Below are 18158 nucleotides of genomic sequence, written 5' to 3'. Positions count from 1 at the left end.
ATAATGACCCATTTGTGCAACGTTAATTTAACGCGGTGCGTTTGGGAGAAGTAAAGTCAACTAGTGAGAAGAAGTCCATGGCAGACAAAGAATTTAAAGAGCCTTATAATGTTTTTTACTTTTTAGGTTTCATTGCAGTCCTTTTGATCCCAACTCTACCTGCAACGTTAACCTGGCTTCGCGTAATGAACGGTTACGCAGGCTTTTAATTAAAAGATAGTTTATTGGAGTCCACCATTCGTATTAAGCGTTACTTTTTCAATATTGCAGGTGGACTCTGCATGATACTTGGCATTGCAGGTATCGTTCTTCCTTTGCTCCCGACCACACCTTTTATCCTTTTAGCGAGTGCCTGCTTTTTACGTGGTAGTCCGATATTTCATCGTTGGCTACACGAGCATAAAACTTTTGGGCCGATATTAGAGAACTGGCACAAACATAGAGCGGTAACTCGAAAAGTTAAGCAACGTGGTGCGTTGTTTATCGTATTGAGTTTTACCGTATCAATTCTGGTTGCGCCCTTCATCTGGGTAAAAATTGCGCTTTTAGTGATGCTAATCGTTTTACTCAGTTGGTTTATACGTCTACCTGTGACTGAGCTTGTTGCTGACAGAGAAGAAAATCACTAAGATTGTAGGGAATAGTGTGCCCGCTCTTCGAGTGGGCGTTTGTATTTTCAGCGCCTGTGATTTTTTAAAAAAGCATATGGTGGTGAAAACCTATTGTTGATTGCCCTCATAATATTGTGATTAGAACAGAGGGTGATGAGCCAATCTAAGTAAACCGGTATTATGACTACAGAAACAATTTCACTGATCAAATCTAGCATCAAAAGCATCCAAGACTACCCAAAACCAGGTATCCTTTTCCGCGACGTAACTAGCCTTCTTGAGGACGCAGCAGCGTACCAAGCAACGATTAACCTATTGGTTGAGCGTTACAAAGACATGGGCTTTACTAAAGTTGTGGGTACAGAGGCTCGTGGTTTCCTATTCGGCGCACCTTTAGCGCTAGAGTTAGGCGTGGGTTTTGTTCCTGTGCGTAAGCCTGGCAAGCTTCCTCGCCCGACGGTTGCTCAATCATATGAGCTTGAATATGGTGTCGATACGCTAGAAATTCATACTGATGCAATCGTAGAAGGCGATAAAGTATTGGTTGTTGACGATCTGCTAGCAACTGGCGGCACAATTGAAGCAACAACGAAGCTTATCCGCCAACTAGGCGGTGAGTTAGAGCATGCTGCATTCGTTATCAACCTGCCAGAAATCGGTGGTGATAAGCGCCTAGAAGGTCTAGGCCTGAACGTATACAGCATTTGCGAGTTTGAAGGACACTAATACATTCAATGAGTTATTTAGCTTTAGCGCGAAAATGGCGTCCTAACAAGTTTGACCAAGTCGTAGGCCAGAACCATGTTCTGACGGCTTTAGAGAACGCGTTAGCGCAAAATCGCTTACACCATGCGTACTTATTTAGCGGCACTCGAGGCGTTGGTAAAACGTCGATTGGCCGACTGTTTGCTAAGGGCCTGAACTGTGAGACAGGTATTACCGCTAACCCTTGTGGTGAGTGTGATACTTGTCGTGAGATTGATGAAGGTCGTTTTGTTGACCTATTAGAGATTGACGCAGCTTCTCGTACTAAAGTTGAAGACACTCGTGAACTGTTAGATAACGTTCAATACAAACCCGCTCGCGGACGTTTTAAAGTGTACCTCATCGATGAGGTACACATGCTTTCGCGTCACTCTTTCAATGCACTGTTAAAAACGTTGGAAGAGCCGCCTGAGTATGTGAAGTTCTTGTTGGCGACCACGGATCCACAAAAACTGCCAGTAACGATTTTATCGCGCTGTTTGCAGTTCCACCTAAAGCCAATCAGTGTTGATGACATTCATCAGCAACTTGACCATATTCTGGAAAAAGAACAAGTCTCTGCAGAAGCAAGAGCACTTGGCATGATCTCGCACGCTGCAGATGGCAGTATGCGTGATGCATTGAGCTTAACTGACCAAGCGATTGCTCTAGGTAACGGTACAATTCAAACCGATATCGTGAGTCACATGCTTGGGACAATTGATACTGACCAAGCGATTCACTTACTTGAGTCGATCAGCAGTAAGCAACCTCAACAGGCGCTGGATAAAATCCAGCAACTTGCATCGAATGGTGTGGAGTGGGATGGATTGTTACAACAACTGGCATCGCAGCTTCATCGTGTCGCGATGTATCAAGCTCTTCCATCGACTTTGGATCAGGCGCAACCTGATGCCGAAAAAATCGAATTATTGAGTAAAGCTCTCACACCGCAAGATGTGCAGCTTTACTACCAAATTGCTTTGAAAGGTCGTGAAGATCTGACGTTGTCACCAAATGGTCGCGTCGGCATGGAAATGATCGTATTGCGCATGATGGCATTCCGTCCATCAGCGACTAATGGCGCAAACGTGATTTCTACATCATCACAGCCACAAGTCGCGCCAGCTGCGAGTACAAGTCAGCCAAAAGCGGCTCCGCAGCAGTCATCTCAACAGCCACCATCACACCAACAAGCATCCGTGTCTCAAGCGCCCGTACAGCAAACGCAAAGCCGCCCAATGACATCGGCACCGCAACAACAAGCTGTATCTCAGCCAATGAGTCAGCCTGCGGCGCACAACCCAAGTGCGATGAACGAAGCGCCACAGTACCAACCTGAGTATCAAGGTGGCTACGACATGGTACCACCACAATATGATATGGCTCCGCCAGTGAGTGAGAACCCTGCACCAACGCAGCAAGCTCCTCAACAGGCTCAGCCACAAGAAAGTGCTCCGGCACCTGCTCGTGGTAGCTTGAGTGGTTTGCGTCATCAATTGCGTTCGCAACGTCAAGGGCAGCAGCAAGCACCAAATCAAACTGGTGGCCCAAAAAAGTCTAACGCGACATCTGCACAAAAAGAATCGGTTATTGACCGTTTAGCGCAATTGCATGGCAATTCCGCGCAGGTGTCGCCTAAATCTGCTCCTCAAGCTGAAAAACAAGCACCAGAGGATGAAGCGTACCGTTGGCGTCCAACCAAGCCGGTTGAAAAGAAAGCCAATACGCAGTTGACACCTACGCAGCTCAAGCAAGCGCTAGAGCATGAAAAAACGCCAGAGATGGCGCAGAAGCTGGTTGATGAATCGCTAGAGAAAAGCGAATGGGCGAACTTAATTAGCCAAATGAATACCCCAAAATTAGTGGAACAATTGGCATTAAACTCGCATTTCAACAAAGAAGGCTCGACAGTTTCGCTACAATTAAGAGGCAGTCAGGCACACTTGAATACCGACAGAGCGCAAAGTGAGCTTCTGAGCGCACTGAACAATGTGTTGGGAGAAGAGTGTCACCTGAGCATCGGAGTCGGCGAAAACGGTGAGACGCCGCTTGAGTTGAGAGACAGGCTCTACCAAGAAAAATTACAACAAGCTCTGAACAGCTTAGAGAACGATCCGCATGTTCAGTTCATCGAACGTCGATTTGCAGCAGAGCTTGATAAAGATAGTGTTCGTCCTATCTAAAAATTGAACGGAATGGGGTTGAAAACGCAATGTGAAAACCCCATTAACAGATGCAACACCTAATTAAACCAGAGAGATAAACATGTTTGGTAAAGGCGGTATGGGCAACCTAATGAAGCAAGCCCAGCAAATGCAAGATCGCATGCAAAAGCTTCAAGAAGAAATCGCGAATATGGAAGTAACTGGCGAGTCTGGTGCTGGTCTAGTTAAAGTTACAATCACTGGCAGCCACAGTGTGCGTCGTGTAGACATTGACGAAAGTCTGATGGAAGACGACAAAGAGATGCTAGAAGATCTTATTGCTGCAGCATTCAACGATGCAGCACGTCGCGTTGAAGAGACTCAAAAAGAGAAAATGGCTTCTGTAACTGGCGGTATGCAACTACCACCAGGTATGAAGATGCCATTCTAATCTGCTGAATCTTAATTAAGCGGATTTTTAATGCGTACCAGTCATATGCTGGAACAATTGATGGAGGCCTTACGTTGTCTACCTGGGGTTGGCCCCAAGTCGGCGCAACGTATGGCCTTTCATTTGTTACAGCGTGATAGAAAAGGCGGTTTGCAACTGGCAGACGCGCTGAGTCAGTCCATGACAGAAATTGGTCATTGCACTGAGTGCCGTACTTTTACTGAAGAAGAAGTCTGCCATATCTGTACTAACCCAAAACGCCAAGAAAACGGTCAAATTTGTGTAGTAGAAAGCCCAGCAGACATTGCAGCAGTAGAAGCCACTGGTCAATACTCCGGTCGGTACTTTGTGCTGATGGGGCACTTATCACCCCTGGATGGTATTGGCCCAAGTGATATTGGCCTTGATGTGTTGGATTACCGTCTCCGTCGAGGTGATGTTTCTGAAGTGATTCTCGCCACCAACCCAACGGTGGAAGGGGAAGCAACAGCACATTACATCGCTGAACTGTGTAAAGAACATCAAGTTGATGCAAGCCGCATTGCCCACGGTGTACCAGTTGGTGGCGAGCTTGAGCTCGTGGACGGGACAACCTTGTCACACTCCCTTCTGGGGCGACACAAGATTTAATAATAAAGCCGCTGAATTCAGCGGCTTTTTTGATCTTGCGGTTTGAGAACTAATTAATCGTTTGATTCTTTACCTAGGAGATTCTGGTAGATAAGCGCACCTAGAATACCGCCCACGATTGGTGCTACCCAGAATAGCCAAAGCTGAGAAACCGCCCAGTCGCCAACAAATACCGCAACACCAGTACTACGCGCTGGGTTAACCGAAGTGTTAGTCACAGGAATACTGATTAGGTGGATAAGAGTCAAACACAGACCAATCGCGATAGGTGCAAAGCCTTGCGGTGCGCGTTTGTCTGTCGCGCCCATGATTACGATAAGGAACATCATCGTCATCACCACTTCAGTCACAAGTGCCGCCATCATTGAGTATTGACCTGGAGAATGTTCACCGTAGCCGTTTGAAGCGAAGCCCGAACCGACAACATCAAATCCCGCTTGGCCGGTCGCGATAACATAAAGTATGCCACCTGCAATCACACCACCGACAACTTGAGCAATGATATAAGGTACAACGTCTTTAGTCTCGAAACGGCCGCCAGCCCATAAACCGACAGTCACAGCTGGGTTTAGGTGACAGCCAGAGATATGGCCGATAGCAAATGCCATGGTAAGAACGGTCAAACCGAAAGCAAAAGAAACACCTAATAGGCCAATGCCCACGTCTGGAAAGCCAGCAGCCAGTACAGCACTGCCACAACCACCAAGTACTAACCAAAAAGTACCAAACACCTCTGCCATGTATTTATTCATATTGTTTCCTATGCGGATTGAGATTACCCGCTGAACATAGTTGAGAATTGTCAGAAAAGTGTGAGCTAGCACTCGGAAATTAAGCAGATTGCGAGATTTGGGTAAACTCGTCTCAGGTATGAAACAGAATTGTCGCGAACGGAGAGGGGAAAAAATAAAGACGAAAACCTCGGCTACCACTTAGATAAATGATAACCGAGGCGAGAGGATGGATTAACTAAAAGCGATAAACGGTGAGATACACAGCAAAATGCCTGTAGCAATGATTAGGTATAAAGAAGCACCTTTGTATTTATGCAGAGAAGGCACTTGATACACTAGGTAAGCTGGGATCAAACAACCAATCAGACCAAAGATAGGGCTACATACTGAAGTAAAGCTCAGCACAGGTAAATTCAGAACGATAGCACCCCATGCCATCAATATCGCGAATAAGATAATGCCTTTTGTCACAAGCTCTTTGTTGATTTGTTCTTCTGGCATGACCTTCTTAAGAGCGAGCATGGCTAGGCCTTGGCAAGAATCACGGAAACCAAGGTATACGCCGAAGAATGCAGTCATCACTGAGAAGATATTGAGCATTAGGCTTAGAAGTTTCAGAGTTGTGCCGTCCATCCCTTGAGCTACCATCGCCAAGGCTGAGATGTTTTCTTCTGCTGCTTTTACTGCATGTTCATGAGACATTGCTAAGGTAAATGAAATTGCGTAGAAGAACACGGTGACAAATAAAATACCGAAGGCAAGCTTCATCGCGCGCATTGCTTTGAAGCGTGCAACTTCAATCGACTTCTCTTTAGAACGGTAAGAGATCACCATTGGGCTTAAGCTTTGAATGAACAAGATAGAAGTGAGCGTGAACGGCAATAGCTCTATGGCATCTTTCAAGCCAGCACCTGCTGTTGGTACGCTACCCACGTTTGCTAAATCCCACTTCTCAATCATCATGAAGCCAAGCAATGCAACAGTACACAATTTGATTAATACCAATCCTGTACTGACTTTGAATAGGATCTTCTCACCACGAGAAGCGATGGCTACCAAAGCACAAACCAAAGCTAGACCGTACAGCGGATTTTCTGACAATAGCCCTTTGGTTACGCCAAAACTATGTAGGAAGGAAGCTGAATCATTGTTGATCGCAGTGGAATAGACAAATACCCAGATCACCAACATGATGAAGTAGAGCATGCCTAATAATGCTCCCCACTTATTACCTAGGTAACCGGAGATGACACCTGCGTAATCTTGGCATTTCGGTGAAGTGGATAAGGTATTGATGAAGAGGCGTTGGAATAGATACATTGCAGGGTAGCCAATTACTGCAGAGGCTAGGAACACCCATAGGCCAAGCACGCCAACCTTAACGGGGAGGAACACAATACCTGCACCGATAGCCATACCGATACTCATGATAACCCAACCCCAGTCGGTGCTATCAAACTTAGTTGCGGCTCTCCATTCTTCTGCCGTCATGCCAGCTTTAACGTGAGGCGGTTCATTTGTTATTGGAAGAGTTTGTGTAGGAACAGTAACGCTCATTGTCGTTTTCTCTTTGTTTGTATGAATTTTTCTCAAATCTATTTGAGAAAAACTTTAACAACAATTTTTTTGTGGAAAATTCAGATAAATTTGAGATCTCGACAAAAATACTCAATAAAATCTGAAAAAAGATCGATTTGTGTGATCTGAGGTAGTTGTTGTATTCGCATTTAGTTGAAAGAATAGCTTTGAAATGACAGCTTACTTAAGAGCTTTTAGATTAAAACTAAAAATTATGTGAGGATTAACATGAAAGAATTGATCGCTTCAGAGCACGCTCCAGCCGCAATCGGCCCTTATTCACACGGTACCGCTTATGGTGACTTGATTTTTACTTCTGGTCAGCTTCCTGTTGATAGCGCGACAGGCAAAGTGGTTGAGGGCGGCATTACTGCTCAGAGCCATCAATCTTTGACGAACCTGAAACACGTCTTAGAAGCGGGTGGCGGTAGTATTGATACTGTTTTAAAAACAACTTGCTACCTAGCAAACATTAGTGATTTTGCTGAATTCAATAAAGTGTATGCAGAGTTTTTCAATAAAGATTGCCCTGCACGCAGCTGCTTTGCGGTGAAAGATCTTCCGCTAGGTGTGTTGATTGAAGTTGAAGCGATTGCTTGCAAGAAGTAATACGGAGAAAAAAGCATGAATCAGCAATGGAACCAATATATCCAAATCATTAAGCAAGTCGTAAAACCTGCGCTCGGATGTACAGAACCCATTGCTGCTGCATATGCGGCAGCAGTTGCAAAGCGTGAGCTTGGAAGCCAGACCCCAGACAGGATTGAAGTTCGTGTCTCTGACAATTTATTTAAAAACTCGATGGGAGTTTATGTTTCCGGAACCGGGAAAATTGGTCTTAAGATCGCTGCGTCAGTTGGTGCGTTGGCTGGAGATCCTAATGCAGAACTTGAGGTTCTTGCCAAAATTAATCAAGACGACGTAACTGCCGCCCAGCAACTGATCGATCAAGAGCGTGTTAGTGTTGCACGTATCGACACACAAGAATTTATCTTTTGCAGCGTGACTATGACAGCTGGGGATGAAGTCGTTTCAGTGACGATCAGTGGCGGACATACCAACATTATTCAGATTACTCGTAACGGTGAAGTGACGTTTGATGCACCTCAGCAACAGCGTGTTGCAACAGGATCGATTTGCGAAGGCGTCGATATCTCGATTAAACAAATCTACGAATTTGCACTTCAAGCGCCTTTTGAAGACATCAAATTTATTCTAAAAGCGGCGGAGTTAAATAGTTCTTTGGCGCAAGAAGGGATCGATCGCGGTTACGGTTTGGAGATAGGAAGAACGCTGAAAGGCAATATCGATCAAGGTTTGCTTGGCAATGATTTGATGAGCCGAATTCAGATGATGACGTCTGCGGCATCCGACGCTCGAATGGGTGGTGCGACACTGCCTGCTATGAGCAACTTTGGTAGTGGAAACCAAGGTATCGCAGCAACGGTTCCTGTCGTTATTGCTGCAGAAGCGTTCCAAAGCAGTGAAGAGCAGCTAGCACGAGCATTGATAATGAGTCATCTTGGCGCGATTTATATCAAATCCTACTACCCACCATTGTCTGCTTTCTGTGGCAACACAGTAACCAGCGCGGCGGCATCCATGGCGTTAGTGTATTTGGCGGGCGGCTCGTTTGAACAGTCATGTTATGCGATTCAGAACGTAATTAGCGACAGTTCGGGCATGGTATGTGATGGGGCGAAATCATCCTGCGCGATGAAAGTCTGCACTTCCTCTACCACCGCGGTACGCTCATATTTGATGGCGATGGGTAACCACAGCGTGAAGAATCAAGGTATAGTAGGCGACGAAGTTGAACAAACGATAAGAAATGTAGGTTCAATGGTTAGACTTGGTATGCCATATACTGACAAATCTATAATCGATATTATGTCGGCCTAGCCTCAACGTTTTTGCTAAGGGAAGTAACATTGCAACTTAAGAAACTCACCAAAAGTGACTTAGATATTTTGAATTCAATGAAGAACGTCGTAGATGGTATTGCTCGCATGTACGGTGAGCATACCGAAGTCGTCCTTCACAGTCTTGATGCGGAAGCACCGGAAATCATCAAAATTGCCAATGGCCATGTTACTGAACGTGGAGAAGGTGCACCGATTACCAACTTAGCAAGAATGAAACTACTTGAAGGCAACGACGTTTCGGATTCGTACGTAACTAAAACGGCGAGTGGCAAGACTCTGCATTCAATTACCACTATTGTCCGCAACCCCAAAAATAAACCAATTGGTTTATTGTGCATTAATGTGGATATGGACGTACCGATGCAGGATTTCTTAAGGTCGATTATGCCGGTTCAGCAAAATGATTGTTGTTCGGGGAATGCTCGTTCGCCGGAGACGTTCGCACGTAATATCGATGAAACCATCATCAGCACCATTGAGACAGTGCAGTCGGAAGTGTGGGCTAACGAGGCGATTTCACCTTCAAAACGTAACCGAGAGCTGGTGACGCGTTTACAGGGCTTAGGTATCTTCAAGTACAAAGATGCGGTATTGATGGTGGCAAATCATCTCGGTATTTCACGCGATACGATTTACCTTTACCTTCGAGAGCTGGGCAGCAACGATTAAGTCAGTAGCTCGAGCTCTGTAATATTACTGATCGCTTCTTGATTGGTTTTGCCACACACGACCGGGCAAGGTTTAAAGTCGTGGCAAACTTTTGGGCGTTCAGGTTTTCCGAAAAGCTTACATAGGTTGTCATCATTCAATTGAATACAGCGCTCTCCAGCTGGTTTGCCTTTTGGCATGCCAGGAATCGGAGAAGAGATACTTGGTGCGATACAACACGCCCCGCAGCCCAATCGACATTCCATTTATAAGCCCTCGTAAAAAATAAGGGGGCATTATGGACATTTCTCGCCAGATTGGAAGCATTCCAACTAAATTCCCTTCATCTAATTGAACTCTCCTTTCTCTTAATGATTAAAATCAGCTGGTTACGTGTTTGCCTTATCTTTGAGTAGTTAGCAAAACTTGAACTTTTGCCGCTAGAGGAGTATAAAACGCACCCTATTCATTCCCATTCAAAACATAAGTAGTAAGCGTATGAGCACTCCATTTTGGCAAAGTAAATCGTTAGAGCACATGACAGAAGAAGAATGGGAATCTCTCTGTGATGGTTGTGGTAAGTGCTGCTTGCACAAGCTAATGGATGAAGATACTGACGAAATCTACTATACCAACGTTGCGTGTAGTTGGTTGAACAGTAAAACCTGTTCTTGTAAAGACTATCCGAACCGTTTCACATCAGGTGAAGAGTGTACCAAGCTCACGCGTGAAGACATTGATGATTTCACATGGTTACCTCATACCTGTGCTTACCGTCTGCTCGCAGAGAAGCAATCGTTGCCAGAATGGCACCCTTTGATTACGGGTTCTAAGTCAGCTATGCATGCGGCTGGTGAGAGTGTACGCAACAAAGTCGTTTACGAGATTGATGTGGTGGACTGGGAAGACCATATTTTGAACCACCCTAATCGTTCGTAACCAAATTTAATCAAGCCTCTCAAGTATATGAGAGGCTTGTTCGTTATGGGCAAGAGAAAAATGAGCTTAGTTTCTCAAGAAACGGTTATAGACGAAAAGTAGGACGAAAGCGCCCAGTGTCGCTGTGATGATACTCCCGATATTGATCCCATCCGCGCCACCAAGTCCGACAAAGCTTCCTAAAAAACCGCCCACGAATGCCCCGGCGATACCGAGCAGCATGGTTGCAATCCAGCCACCACCATCCTTACCGGGCATTAGCCATTTTGCTAACGCGCCTGCAATCAAGCCAAGAATAATCCACGATAGAATACCCATAATTTTCCCTTACATAAGTTGAAGTTACACGGATACGACTAAATCATAGTTCATTCCATTTAAGCGGGATGGGGAATATTTTGAAGCTGCGCTATGAACTTTGACATATGAGTAACGAAATGCTGTTCGACATTTAAAGTCGTGTTGTAAACTTAAGAACTATAATTTCAGGTGTTTAAGTCTCTTTGAGTCAAAATTGGACTCTAAGAACGGAATCACGTCTTCGAATGAGGTAATAATGGCGTTTCTATCCCCCCCCTTAAAGTGCGTTTCGCTTCCTTGTTATTTGTATTGACAATAGCCATGGCTTCTCTGAGCACATTTATTGCGCAGGCAACAGAAAGTGAAGCAGAAGTCCCAAAGGTTTCTGCTGCCGAGCAAGCGATTGATAGCATCAACACAGACATCATCGATTTGTCTGAAACCCTGAAACAAGCGAGTGGTGATGAGCGCGATGCGCTACAACTGCAGCTTTTCCAGAAAAACGAAGAATTAAGAAGCCGATTAGCAACTGCCATCGACCATGAATCGATTCCTCATAGCAAACTACTTGAGTTGGTGAGAACGCAAGAGAAGTACTCTGTAGGTGCGACTGCTTATTTAGATGAGAAAATCAAAACACTTTTGGTGGAAATCAATAAGGCTAAGGATGAAGACAAACTTTCTTTGATCAATAGCTATCGAGAATTGCAGCAATATCTTGATGCAAGCTATGACTCGAGCTGGCAAAACCTGACTTGGTTGAAAAAGCTCAATATCCAAGATCAAGATGCGGAATTGGAGCTTAAAGAAGGAGTCGATAAGCGAATGCGCTTACTTTCGGCTTCGATTGAATACTTGAATCAACAAAGTGGCGTCATTGCCTCTCAGTTATCTTCAAGCCCTGAATCAGAGAAGGCATCGCTCCAACTAAGCCAATTAATACTTAAGCAGAGACTTGGTATTGCAACGGACAGCTTGCGAAAACTGATTTCCATTGGTGATAAAGTTGGTTTAGAAACCTCTGAATATAAGCGTCAGATTTTCGAAGTGACAGGGAGCATTACCCACGACCTACTCAACACCAAAGTGGTGCTCTCCATCGTGAGCCACTGGTCAAACTCAGCGGTAGATTGGCTAGCTGATAATGCGCCTCAACATATCTTCCAGCTGTTCGTATTTGCGTTAATTCTCATTATTGCACGTGCCTTAGCCAAGCTAACTCGCAAAGTGGTGAGTAAAACCGTTGCTTCGAAAAACTTAAAACTCTCTCACCTAATGCAAGATTTCTTTATCTCAATGTCAGGTAAAGCCGTTTGGGTGATTGGTATCATGGTCGGCTTATCTCAAATAGGTCTGAACCTAGCGCCAATTTTGACAGGTTTTGGTATCGCGGGTGTGATTATCGGTTTTGCGCTGCAAGATACCCTGTCGAACTTTGCGGCGGGTATGATGTTACTTATTTACCGTCCGTTTGATGTTGGCGATTTTGTTTATGCTGGTGGAGTAGATGGAAAGGTAAGCCATATGAGCTTAGTGAACACCACAATTCGTACCTTCGACAACCAAATCATTATCGTACCAAATAGCAAAATTTGGGGGGGGATGTGATTAAAAACGTCACCCATGAGCGCATTCGTCGTGTTGATATGATTTTTGGTATCGGCTATGCCGATGATCTGCTCAAAGCAGAAGAAGTGCTAAATGATATTGTTACGTCGCACCCTTCGGTACTTCGTTCACCTGAACCTAATATCAAGGTACACACCTTAAACACATCTTCAGTTGATTTCATTGTTCGTCCTTGGGTGAAAACCGATGATTACTGGGATGTATATTGGGATGTAACCAAGGAAGTGAAACTGCGCTTCGATCGTGAAGGCATTTCGATTCCATTCCCGCAACAAGACGTGCACTTACACATGGTGGAAAAGAAAGAGTCGTAGACACCTCCTCTTTAACAGATAACAACAAAGGCGCTCAATGAGCGCCTTTTTATTGGTGTTTTTCTTGGTATTGCTGTCGAGATTTAGACCTGGTCGAAGAAAGTCACTTTAGGCTCGCTAACCAGTAAGTCTTCAATCTCCTTCAATAGGGCTTGAAAGTGCGCCGTGTTGCAATGTGAGTCAAACGCGGCTTGGTCTGCAAACTGCTCTTGAAACAAGAACTGGCTTGGGTCGTTTTTATCTTGGAACAGTTGGTAACGCAGGCAACCCGGCTCATTTCGAGTAGGTTCTAGCATGCCTTCTAGCGTTTGCTTGAGTTGCGAAATAGAGTCTGTTTTAGCATGAAATGCAGCTGTTAAATGAATCATTGTTGTGTTCACTTCTTTGTCGTTATGAAAGATTTCGTTTTTATAGGTAACGACCTTGACGTTGCAAGAACTCAATCTTGTAGCCGTCTGGATCGGTAATAAAGAAGAATGTCGCCAGGTGCTTTTGTTGGTGATCAAACGCTTTAATGTCACTCGCCTCTATGTCTAAGTTCTTTAGGCGTTGATGGGCGGCCTCGATATCTTCGACACTGACAGCGAGGTGACCGTAACCAGTACCATGAGTATATGGCTCGTTCTGATCATGGTTGTGGGTAAGTTCGAGTTCGAAGCTCGTTTCTGGGTTGGCCAGATAGGTAAGAGAAAACCCGTCGAAGATATATTGGTCTTTGATTTCTAGCTGAAGTGCATTGCTGTAAAACTTAAGAGAACGCTCCAGATCGCTTACGCGGATCATGGTATGAATCATTTTTGTCATGAGTACTCCTTATTAGTGCGCCCAGACTAGTCATTTTTCGGGAACAATAGGTAGTACTCAAGTACGACAATCAAATAGGGGCTTAGTTAAGTTCGCTGAGCGCGCTTTCAATCGTTGCTTGAGGTTGGCGTGCGTAGGTAAGACAAGCACAACGTAGCAGGGAAGCGAAATTGTTGACTTCACCATTGTGCTTTAACGCTTCTTGGTAAACAGTACCGATGAACTTAGGCACCGTCATCTCTTGCGCGGAAGCAATCTCTTCAAGAATCAACCAAAAGCTCGATTCTAGTTTTACGCTGGTGGCATGGCCATCAATGCGGATAGAGCGGGTGATAAACTGATAATTTTCTTGGGGTTGTTTAGCAAATATTTCGCACATGTGATGTTGTTCGTTTTACAAATGAACCGAAGATATTGGAGCTTGAGAAGCGTAGCGTCAACCGTTTTGAGTACAAAAAACGCCCTCAAGTGAGGGCGTGGAAGTGCACCAATGTAGTCAGTGCGGAGCATGGATTATTTGATTTGCTGGATAAGGTATTCACCAAGTTGTGAGTGATGCATTATCTTCGATACTGGCAGAATGGTACCCGCTGGTCCCCAAGCGAACACATTGACTGGTGTATGCGTGTGTGTGCCTGTTCCCCAAACGGTATTTTGTTTAGTGGCTTGTTCACGAGCTAGCAAGTTCCCCCTGTCGTTGTATGGGAAAAATGCATCAAAGTCGTTAATGGCTGGGACAGTTTCTTCACTCAAGTACTTATGGCTCGCTAAGCGGTACGGGTTAGGTTGACTTGCTAGTACGCGTTCTGCTTGCTCTGGAGTAATAGAGAAATCGCTGTTGGCGTTCACAATGTCAGCCAGCTTTTCAGGGGTTTGCTGCGCTTTATCAAGTTTTTGGAACTCGCTGATCATGCCGTAGTAGCTTTGCTTTTGATTGTAGAGGCTATCGAGAATATCAAACTGACCAAAGTTGAAGTTTGGCGCGTAATCACGCTTCGCGAAGGCTTCGCCACTACGCTTTTCAGGCTTAGGAAGATTGGCTGAAGAGTAGCTGAAACCAAAAGAACCGGTTTCATGGTCAGCGGTGACGATCACTAGCGTATCCTCACGGTTTTTTGCCCATTCATAAACGGAATTTACAGCTTCATCGAACTTGATCAACTCATGCAGCATGGTGCCAGCATCGTTGCTGTGACCTGCCCAGTCAATTTGTCCGCCTTCTACCATCAAGAAGAAGCCGTCTTTGTCTTTTGAAAGTACATCTAACGCCTTCTCGGTCATCTCTTTGAGAGAAGGTTGGCTTCGTTTTGGATCATTTTTACTCTGGCTGTAGGCAATGCCATCATTCATTCCTGAGTAAGCAAATAGGCCGAGTACTTTGTCGCCTTTGGCTTTCTCAAGCATGTTGCGGTTGAATGCTAAGCTGTAACCCTGCTGCTGCGCTTCGGTGAGTAAGTTACGTTCATCTTTGCGCTTCGATTTTAGGTAAACATCACCTTGAGTGAGCTTCTCAAGTTGCTTGTAGGTATCGCCTTTGTCGTTGGTTGATTTTGGAATCCAGTGACGAAGGCCACCAGAAAGCATCACATCAACGCCAGTTTCTAGCATGTCGACCGCAATGCTGTTCTCAAGTGAGCGATGAGGCTGGTGCGAGGCAAAAGCCGCGGGTGTGGCGTGCGTCATTCGGGTATCCGATACTAAGCCCGTCGCCTTACCTTTTGCTTTTGCTTTTTCCAAAATAGTTTCGACATGGTTGCCTTGGCTATCGATACCAATCACTTCAGAAGCGGTGGGGATACCCGTCGCAAGCATGGTCGCAGAACAGGCTGAATCTACAACAATGGCGTCTTCAGGGTTTGTCAAAGAGGAGCCTATAACACCTTCTTGGGCGAGTTTATAGAGCGCGGTGGTTTCACCTTGGTAAATTGAGTTTGGAGCGTGGTTTGCGTAGGTTTCTAGCAGGCCAACTTGTTGAGGGCCCATGCCGTCACCAATCATCAAGATAACGTTTTTGATTTCTGCCGATAGGGCATTGAAAGAGAGCGTCGAAGCCGCCATTGCGGTTACGATTGGGGTCACTAAGTGCTTCATTGTATATTCCTTATTTATAAAAGCGCTGGCATTACAACAAGGATTGATGAAGGAAATACTACAGTAACAAAAGATTCATATGAAAGTCATTGCGATGTTCTAGGGTGACAATAAAAAAAGCTCACCGAAGTGAGCTTTGAATTACGTTTAGGAGTTGAAAGTCATGAGCTAAAGTTACACCGCGTAAGCAGTACTTTGGGCCACGATTTGATTAAACTCGGCTCTGGACTGCTGGGCAGCTTCCGATAACTCGAGTTTTCTCTCTTTTGCTTTTACCACGTTATCCAATAGGGTTTGCAACTCCTCTTGCATCTCCTGAGGTAAGTGATGGTCTGCAAAATCACTGTCGTCACTATGCTCAAGAGCAAAAGCGCGAATACGTTTACGAAGTCTCATTAATTCAGCCAGCGCGTCACGCTCCTCTTCTGCAGCTTCTTGAGCAGCATCGCGTGCGCGTTCAAATTGTGCCATTGCCATCCCTTCGGTTGACCAAGGATCGAATTCTGGCAGCTCTTCAATGTTGATGGTCGGCTCTACGTAATCTTCCTGATGGCGAATATCCAGTGTGGTAGCGCGAACCGCTGATACCATCAACATGATGGAAATTCCTAGCAGAGGCAAGCCACCAACGATCGCTGCGGTTTGTAGCGTGCTTAGACCACCCATGAACATCAGAACGGTAGGAAGGAAAGACAGCGTGAATGCCCAGAACATACGGTTCCAGCGCATTGGTTCTTCTGTCACGTTGTTTTGCACTACAGAAGCAAGAATGTAAGAAATGGAATCAAACGTCGTCGCAGTAAAGATAATGCAAAGCAGCGTAAAGACTGCAATGACGAAGTAGCTCATTGGCAATGCATCAAGCATAGAAAATATTGCAGCTGTAGCACCTTCTGCATTTAAGATTCCCACGACGTCTAACTCCCCTGACAGCTGTAGAGACAAGCCATAGTTGCCTAGAATCATGAAGAATAGGAAGCAACCCAACGAGCCAAAGAAGATTGATCCGGAAACCATTTGTTTGATCGTGCGGCCACGAGAAATACGTGCAACAAACAGGCCCATGCTTGGTGCGAACACTAACCACCATGCCCAGTAGAAAATCGTCCAATCTTGTGGGAAGTGGGTATTGTCGAATGTACCGTAACCACCGAATGGTTCAGCCCAAGTCGCCATCACAAAAAAGTTCGATAGCATACGGCCAATCGAATCCAAACCAGTCTCCAGCATGAAGATAGTTGGGCCTACAGCTAACACAAAAGCGAGTAGCCCCATGGCACCCCAAAAGTTAATGTTACTTAGGACTTTGATGCCTTTTTCCATGCCCGCGTAAGAAGAGTAAGCAAAAATAGCGGTACAGATTAAAAGTACTAACACTTGGCTGTAGGTGTTCTTAGGCATGCCGAACAAGTAATGTAGACCTTCACCAATCAAAGGTGCCGCCAAGCCCAAACTGGTTGCTGCACCGCCAAGTAGGCCAAAGATAAACAGTACATCAACAATCTTGCCCGCTTTACCTTTACTGCGCTCTTCGCCAAGCACTGGCATCAGCGCACTGGAAACTTTCAGTACAGGCTGTTTACGTACGTAGAAGAAGTAGGCGATAGGTAATGCGGGAATAAGGTAGATAGACCAAGCAATTGGCCCCCAGTGGAACAGGCCGTACGTTGCAGCCCAACGAACGGCTTCTTCACTGCCTGGCTCTAGTTGAAAAGGAGGAGATTGGTAGTAATAAGCCCATTCGATACAGCCCCAGTAAAGAATGCTGGCACCAATACCACCACAGAACAGCATCGCCGCCCATGAGGCTGTAGTAAACTCTGGCTTTTCGTCTGGGTCGCCTAGCTTAATTTGCCCCATGTCGCTGAATACCACGTAAATCATGAAGATAAAAGCGGCAAGCCCAAGTGCAAGGTAGAGGAAGCCGAGCTTGTCGGTCATAAAGGTCTTCGCAACCGCAATCCATTCTGCACCTTCAGCTGGAAACAAAATTAAAGGGAAAACAATCGAAAGGAGAAGCGCAATTGCGCCGAAAAAAGTGGGTTTGTCTATAAGAGAAAATGCGTCTTTCACAGTTCATCATCCGTTAATGAATAGTTACCCATTATGGACTTGGACAAAAAACGCGTTCAAATGAGGTTACTTGTCGTAACGAAAGAAACTCTTGTTTAATCTTTTGATTTTTGGGTGGATTTTAAACATTATCCAAAAAAGCTAAACAAGCGCTAAGATGATTCCACCAACGGTGAGTGCTGCTGAAAGGTATTGACCCGCAGAGTAAGAGTCATCCTCTTCTTCTTTAATCTTATCCGGATGATCCATGCCTAACGCACCATGGGCGAATGACTCAACTTTGTCTCCCACGGTTTTATTTTCAGCTTTGACTTCGTGGCCATTTTGGTCGATGTCTTGCAGCGCGGCTAACAAGGCTTTGCCTTCATCAGACAAGGTCACCTTATTTTTCTCTATCTGCAATGGTTTAGGCGCATCATCACTACCAGCAGCCTTGTTAGCTTGTATCTTAGCTGGCTGACTGGAATATGCATTGACCGAGTTGCTTCCTACTGGATTCATCTGTTACCCCTTCGAACAACAGCACTCCTTCTATGAGTG

At 45.3% G+C, this 18158-nt stretch carries 20 protein-coding genes and 1 pseudogene; 11 read left to right on the top strand and 10 right to left on the bottom strand.

Annotated features, from left to right (window positions below):
• Nucleotides 1-77 precede the first annotated feature (77 nt).
• The 6 genes from B853_RS26685 to recR all read left to right on the top strand — a co-directional run bounded on the left by B853_RS26685 (nucleotide 78) and on the right by recR (nucleotide 4583).
• Nucleotides 78-209 carry a hypothetical protein gene (locus B853_RS26685; RefSeq protein ID WP_010449509.1) on the top strand — a complete coding sequence of 44 codons (132 nt, stop codon included), beginning with the start codon at nucleotides 78-80 and terminating at the stop codon, nucleotides 207-209.
• 15 nt (nucleotides 210-224) lie between these two features.
• The gene (locus B853_RS10440) at nucleotides 225-629 is read left to right on the top strand and encodes a YbaN family protein (RefSeq protein WP_038884273.1); all 405 of its coding nucleotides are present in this window, start codon (nucleotides 225-227) and stop codon (nucleotides 627-629) included.
• 162 nt (nucleotides 630-791) lie between these two features.
• On the top strand, nucleotides 792-1337 hold the full coding sequence (gene apt, locus B853_RS10435; RefSeq protein WP_010449507.1) for an adenine phosphoribosyltransferase: 546 nt from the start codon (nucleotides 792-794) through the stop codon (nucleotides 1335-1337).
• An 8-nt stretch (nucleotides 1338-1345) separates the two neighbouring features.
• Nucleotides 1346-3541, top strand: a complete 2196-nt coding sequence (dnaX, locus tag B853_RS10430) for a DNA polymerase III subunit gamma/tau (protein ID WP_038884275.1) — start codon at nucleotides 1346-1348, stop codon at nucleotides 3539-3541.
• A gap of 82 nt (nucleotides 3542-3623) precedes the next feature.
• Entirely contained in the window at nucleotides 3624-3953 is a 330-nt protein-coding gene (locus tag B853_RS10425) for a YbaB/EbfC family nucleoid-associated protein (protein WP_005380618.1), read from the top strand.
• 30 nt (nucleotides 3954-3983) lie between these two features.
• A complete protein-coding gene (recR, locus tag B853_RS10420) occupies nucleotides 3984-4583 on the top strand; it encodes a recombination mediator RecR (protein ID WP_010449502.1) in 600 nt (199 codons plus the stop codon).
• A 53-nt stretch (nucleotides 4584-4636) separates the two neighbouring features.
• Here the strand turns inward: recR and aqpZ are convergent, their stop codons facing one another.
• Complete coding sequence (gene aqpZ, locus B853_RS10415) at nucleotides 4637-5335, bottom strand: aquaporin Z (protein ID WP_038884276.1); 699 nt, start codon at nucleotides 5333-5335, stop codon at nucleotides 4637-4639.
• A gap of 213 nt (nucleotides 5336-5548) precedes the next feature.
• Nucleotides 5549-6808, bottom strand: coding sequence for an SLC5/6 family protein (locus B853_RS10410; RefSeq protein WP_038884318.1), 1260 nt, complete (start codon nucleotides 6806-6808; stop codon nucleotides 5549-5551).
• Between the two features lie 315 nt (nucleotides 6809-7123).
• Here B853_RS10410 and B853_RS10405 point away from each other — a divergent pair, with 315 nt between their 5' ends.
• Genes B853_RS10405 through B853_RS10395 form a run of 3 tightly spaced genes read left to right on the top strand, consistent with a single transcriptional unit; the run spans nucleotide 7124 to nucleotide 9489 of the window.
• Nucleotides 7124-7504, top strand: coding sequence for a RidA family protein (locus tag B853_RS10405; protein WP_010449499.1), 381 nt, complete (start codon nucleotides 7124-7126; stop codon nucleotides 7502-7504).
• A gap of 15 nt (nucleotides 7505-7519) precedes the next feature.
• The gene (locus B853_RS10400; protein ID WP_128826871.1) at nucleotides 7520-8797 is read left to right on the top strand and encodes an L-cysteine desulfidase family protein; all 1278 of its coding nucleotides are present in this window, start codon (nucleotides 7520-7522) and stop codon (nucleotides 8795-8797) included.
• A gap of 29 nt (nucleotides 8798-8826) precedes the next feature.
• Complete coding sequence (locus B853_RS10395; RefSeq protein WP_010449497.1) at nucleotides 8827-9489, top strand: helix-turn-helix transcriptional regulator; 663 nt, start codon at nucleotides 8827-8829, stop codon at nucleotides 9487-9489.
• Here B853_RS10395 and B853_RS10390 read toward each other — a convergent pair.
• Nucleotides 9486-9734 (bottom strand): YkgJ family cysteine cluster protein, encoded by a 249-nt coding sequence (locus B853_RS10390; RefSeq protein WP_038884280.1) that lies wholly within the window; start codon nucleotides 9732-9734, stop codon nucleotides 9486-9488. The genes B853_RS10395 and B853_RS10390 overlap by 4 nt on opposite strands.
• 232 nt (nucleotides 9735-9966) lie before the next feature.
• Here B853_RS10390 and B853_RS10385 point away from each other — a divergent pair, with 232 nt between their 5' ends.
• Nucleotides 9967-10407, top strand: coding sequence for a YcgN family cysteine cluster protein (locus tag B853_RS10385; protein ID WP_010449494.1), 441 nt, complete (start codon nucleotides 9967-9969; stop codon nucleotides 10405-10407).
• 66 nt (nucleotides 10408-10473) lie between these two features.
• Here B853_RS10385 and B853_RS10380 read toward each other — a convergent pair whose 3' ends face one another.
• Nucleotides 10474-10725: a GlsB/YeaQ/YmgE family stress response membrane protein gene (locus B853_RS10380; RefSeq protein WP_038884282.1), complete on the bottom strand. Its 252-nt coding sequence runs from the start codon at nucleotides 10723-10725 to the stop codon at nucleotides 10474-10476.
• Between the two features lie 303 nt (nucleotides 10726-11028).
• Between B853_RS10380 and B853_RS10375 the strand changes: the two are divergent.
• Nucleotides 11029-12650, top strand: a pseudogene (locus tag B853_RS10375) (mechanosensitive ion channel domain-containing protein).
• 83 nt (nucleotides 12651-12733) lie between these two features.
• Here B853_RS10375 and B853_RS10370 read toward each other — a convergent pair.
• The 6 genes from B853_RS10370 to B853_RS10345 form a co-directional block, all read right to left on the bottom strand.
• A complete protein-coding gene (locus tag B853_RS10370; RefSeq protein WP_038884284.1) occupies nucleotides 12734-13018 on the bottom strand; it encodes a putative quinol monooxygenase in 285 nt (94 codons plus the stop codon).
• Nucleotides 13019-13058: 40 nt separating this feature from the next.
• Nucleotides 13059-13454, bottom strand: a complete 396-nt coding sequence (locus tag B853_RS10365; protein WP_038884285.1) for a VOC family protein — start codon at nucleotides 13452-13454, stop codon at nucleotides 13059-13061.
• 82 nt (nucleotides 13455-13536) lie between these two features.
• Nucleotides 13537-13833, bottom strand: coding sequence for a ribbon-helix-helix domain-containing protein (locus B853_RS10360; protein WP_038884287.1), 297 nt, complete (start codon nucleotides 13831-13833; stop codon nucleotides 13537-13539).
• Between the two features lie 134 nt (nucleotides 13834-13967).
• Complete coding sequence (locus B853_RS10355) at nucleotides 13968-15545, bottom strand: alkaline phosphatase (protein ID WP_038884288.1); 1578 nt, start codon at nucleotides 15543-15545, stop codon at nucleotides 13968-13970.
• 174 nt (nucleotides 15546-15719) lie between these two features.
• Nucleotides 15720-17618 (bottom strand): BCCT family transporter, encoded by a 1899-nt coding sequence (locus B853_RS10350; protein WP_010449486.1) that lies wholly within the window; start codon nucleotides 17616-17618, stop codon nucleotides 15720-15722.
• 141 nt (nucleotides 17619-17759) lie between these two features.
• Nucleotides 17760-18119, bottom strand: a complete 360-nt coding sequence (locus B853_RS10345) for a hypothetical protein (RefSeq protein ID WP_038884291.1) — start codon at nucleotides 18117-18119, stop codon at nucleotides 17760-17762.
• Nucleotides 18120-18158 lie beyond the last annotated feature (39 nt).

This window comes from Vibrio rotiferianus CAIM 577 = LMG 21460 (assembly GCF_002741985.1).
In the GTDB taxonomy this organism is placed as follows: domain Bacteria; phylum Pseudomonadota; class Gammaproteobacteria; order Enterobacterales; family Vibrionaceae; genus Vibrio; species Vibrio rotiferianus.
The sequence above is the reverse complement of the archived record's forward strand: the minus strand, read 5'-3'. Positions and strand labels throughout refer to the sequence as shown.

What these genes read in the sequence shown, in the direction of transcription:
- B853_RS10385 (WP_010449494.1), top strand. Translation starts at nt 9,967, where the DNA reads ATGAGCACTCCATTTTGGCAAAGTAAATCGTTAGAGCACATGACAGAA.
- B853_RS10425 (WP_005380618.1), top strand. Translation starts at nt 3,624, where the DNA reads ATGTTTGGTAAAGGCGGTATGGGCAACCTAATGAAGCAAGCCCAGCAA.
- B853_RS10410 (WP_038884318.1), bottom strand. Translation starts at nt 6,808, where the DNA reads ATGACGGCAGAAGAATGGAGAGCCGCAACTAAGTTTGATAGCACCGAC.
- B853_RS10405 (WP_010449499.1), top strand. Translation starts at nt 7,124, where the DNA reads ATGAAAGAATTGATCGCTTCAGAGCACGCTCCAGCCGCAATCGGCCCT.
- B853_RS10360 (WP_038884287.1), bottom strand. Translation starts at nt 13,833, where the DNA reads ATGTGCGAAATATTTGCTAAACAACCCCAAGAAAATTATCAGTTTATC.
- B853_RS10365 (WP_038884285.1), bottom strand. Translation starts at nt 13,454, where the DNA reads ATGACAAAAATGATTCATACCATGATCCGCGTAAGCGATCTGGAGCGT.
- B853_RS10355 (WP_038884288.1), bottom strand. Translation starts at nt 15,545, where the DNA reads ATGAAGCACTTAGTGACCCCAATCGTAACCGCAATGGCGGCTTCGACG.
- B853_RS10380 (WP_038884282.1), bottom strand. Translation starts at nt 10,725, where the DNA reads ATGGGTATTCTATCGTGGATTATTCTTGGCTTGATTGCAGGCGCGTTA.
- apt (WP_010449507.1), top strand. Translation starts at nt 792, where the DNA reads ATGACTACAGAAACAATTTCACTGATCAAATCTAGCATCAAAAGCATC.
- recR (WP_010449502.1), top strand. Translation starts at nt 3,984, where the DNA reads ATGCGTACCAGTCATATGCTGGAACAATTGATGGAGGCCTTACGTTGT.
- B853_RS10400 (WP_128826871.1), top strand. Translation starts at nt 7,520, where the DNA reads ATGAATCAGCAATGGAACCAATATATCCAAATCATTAAGCAAGTCGTA.
- aqpZ (WP_038884276.1), bottom strand. Translation starts at nt 5,335, where the DNA reads ATGAATAAATACATGGCAGAGGTGTTTGGTACTTTTTGGTTAGTACTT.
- B853_RS26685 (WP_010449509.1), top strand. Translation starts at nt 78, where the DNA reads ATGGCAGACAAAGAATTTAAAGAGCCTTATAATGTTTTTTACTTTTTA.
- B853_RS10370 (WP_038884284.1), bottom strand. Translation starts at nt 13,018, where the DNA reads ATGATTCATTTAACAGCTGCATTTCATGCTAAAACAGACTCTATTTCG.
- B853_RS10390 (WP_038884280.1), bottom strand. Translation starts at nt 9,734, where the DNA reads ATGGAATGTCGATTGGGCTGCGGGGCGTGTTGTATCGCACCAAGTATC.
- B853_RS10345 (WP_038884291.1), bottom strand. Translation starts at nt 18,119, where the DNA reads ATGAATCCAGTAGGAAGCAACTCGGTCAATGCATATTCCAGTCAGCCA.
- dnaX (WP_038884275.1), top strand. Translation starts at nt 1,346, where the DNA reads ATGAGTTATTTAGCTTTAGCGCGAAAATGGCGTCCTAACAAGTTTGAC.